The 2817-nt window shown below is 68.2% G+C and carries 1 protein-coding gene; it reads right to left on the bottom strand.

Annotation, left to right across the window (positions count from 1 at the left end; genetic code table 11):
* Positions 1-572 precede the first annotated feature (572 nt).
* Complete coding sequence (locus NBZ83_RS31300; RefSeq protein WP_261567663.1) at positions 573-1796, bottom strand: ABC transporter substrate-binding protein; 1224 nt, start codon at positions 1794-1796, stop codon at positions 573-575.
* Positions 1797-2817: the final 1021 nt, after the last annotated feature.

Here is a 2817-nt window from a genome sequence, read left to right on the forward strand (position 1 = left end):
GGGCGATCCGTCAACGCCCCCGCCCCGCCCGCCGCCGACACATTCGGCGGACCGAATCCCGAGACTCGGTCCCGCATATTAATTATCTTCGGATGCACAATGATGGGCATACGGCAGGCCACCGCCACCCGAGACGAACGCGGCCGAACTGGGCGCCACCGATCGCCCCGCCCGCGGACCAGGCGGCGAGCGGCAGGCCCACACCGTGCACAGATCCGCGGCGGCCGTGAGGGAAGTCACAGTCGACCCCGCCTCGCCGTGACGTACCGCCGATGCGGCAGCCGCCCGCCCGGCCCTGCGGGATGGCCCGACCCTCGGTGACACGTCCGCCTCCTGCCGGCGCCCCTGCTGCCCGCCGCCTCGTCGGTGACCCTGACCAGCACGTGCCCGATCCACTTCCCGGCTCCTAGCGGATGACATGTTCACGGCAGCACGACGATCAGTACAGGTCTCATCCTCCGAACTCAGTCAGGCACGTAATTTGCATACAGAGGATCTTGAGAAGGAGAACGGTCGACGCATCACGAACGACGATCCGCCGGCAGGACGCGGCGCAACCGGAGCGGGCCTCATCAGCCCGTCTCGATGCGTGCACCGCAGAAAGGCTCCGGGCTGACGACCTCGAAACGGTCGCCGGTCTTCGCGATCCGGACGAAGTCGTAGCAGAGATCGAGCTTACCCTGGTCCGTCGCGAAATTGATCTTATTGACCATCATTCCATCGGCGTCGTAGTCCTTCACCGCCCGCAGACCCTTGATGTAGGAGTCACGGGTGGGGCAGCCCTGCTGGGTCTTCAGGCCACGGATGAACAGGTCCGCGCTCAACCAGCCGTCGATGGCGCTCTGCTGGCCCGCCGGGGAGATCTCCGGGGAATAGGTCGCCATCGCCTGCAGGAATCGCCGCTGGACCGGCCGGTCGCGTTCGAGAGCCGCAAAGGAGAGCTGGGCATAGCTGCCGGCGAGCTTCTGGCCGTAGGGAGCGAGCAGGCGCGGGTCGTAGCTGACGACGGAGACGGCGACCTTGAACGGGTGCCCGGCGCTGACCGCGGCGTCCAGGACGCCGGTATAGAGGTCGAGCGGCGCCGCGGCGATGATGGTGTCGGCACCCGAAGCGATGATCTTTCGGGCGACGTCCGCGGTGTTGGTGGCGTCGACGTCCTGCGTGACGACGTCGATGCCGGCGTGGCGCAGGCTGGCGCTGACGCCGTCGGCGTAGAGCTTGGCCGTCTCGCTGAGGAAGCTGATGGCCAGCGCGGCCTTGGTGCCGCCCTGCTGACGGACGAAGTCGCCGAGCGTCGTGGTGCTCTGACCGGTCTGGCTGGCGAAGGTGACGCTGAAGGTGTTCTGGTGCCGGCCCCAACCGGGCTGGTCGGCCACCCCCACGACGGGCACGCCCGCGGAGTCGAGGTAGTCGATGGACTGCTGGGAGACGGCGGAGTACTGGACGACGGCGAAGGCGTTCTGGGCGACCAGCTCCCGGGCGCCCTGCAGGTTGCCGCTGGGGTCGGACTGGTCGTCCTGCCAGCCGGAAACGATCTTTCTGCCGTCGACGCCGCCGGTCGCGTTCTCCGCACCGAACCGGGCGGTGACGCCGGCCCGGAAGCCGGTGAACTGGGCGGCCATCACGCCGCTGTCCGGATAGAGCAGACCGGCCTTGATCGAATCATCGGTCACACCGGGGGCGCAGGCGCCGGTCGCAGCATTCGCACTGCCCGAAGAATCGCCGGAACTACAGGCCGCCAGCAGCGTCATCGCGATGACCGCCGTCCCGACAAATCTTGTCCGCCACACCTTCATAAACCCACCTTCAAGCACGCCGAGATCTACCCGAGCCCGCGTCTGAACCGCTGCACGCCAACGCTTTGCGCGCTCTCGCCGACAGGTTCCGGATTATGTTCGGCCGGCCGCCCGTGTCCCGAAGACCGCGCATCGCCCGGTAGTGCGTCGACTCTTACCAGACCGACACGGACGACTTGCTGTGGCAACACTGCGGTCAGGACAAGTTCGACCCCCCCGGCATCGTCATCGAAGAGCGTCTCTTCGGCGACGGAAACCTACCAGGACCGAGCTGCCGCGGAACCAACCGGGGGGTGCTCTCCGCTTCCGCTTCGAGCCCTCCGGATCACCGCGAACGCATTCACGCCACCCTGCTCACGGTCCGCTGCCCGCAGTACAGGCTCCACCCACTCCGGCGGGGCTCCGTGACAGTGGTGCGAGCCGGACCGATACCCAATTTGTCTACTTGTCATCTCCAGACGAACAACGCCAGGAGCACTCCGGATCACCTCCGGACAAGACACACCACGGCCGAGCCGGGCGCCGCCGGGCATCCCGCCCGCGGACCGCGAAGGCGATCGGCAGGCCCGCACCGTGCGCGGATATGCGGGCGCAGTGAGCGAAGTCATAGTCGCTTCCCCTGTCGTTCTGGCGTATCCAGGGGATGGGGCCATCGGCCGCCACGTCGGGGTCCCGGTGCCCCGATCGGCCCGTTGACCTGCCATTGGCACGGATTTAGTGTGGAAGCGTGCAGCTCACCCCGTGGTCTACCGTCGGCGCGTCCGCGTGTGCCTCCGTGGAGGGTCGCGACGACCAGCCACGTCTGCGGCGCCGGCGTCACGTCGACTTCGGGCACAGCAACAGCGATCTCTGTCGCCCCTGCCGCTGAGTCACCCCGCCCCGCGAGTGCCCGTGCCAGCCCGCCAGGAAGGCCCGGCTCGGTCCCGCGCGGATGCCGTACCGCGATCATCGCCACCCCGGTGAACCTCCCGGGCACCTCCGCCGTACCGAACGCCTCGCCCCGACGCCGCCCACCCGTCCC

Source organism: Frankia gtarii, from assembly GCF_025403375.1.
GTDB lineage: Bacteria > Actinomycetota > Actinomycetes > Frankiales > Frankiaceae > Frankia > Frankia gtarii.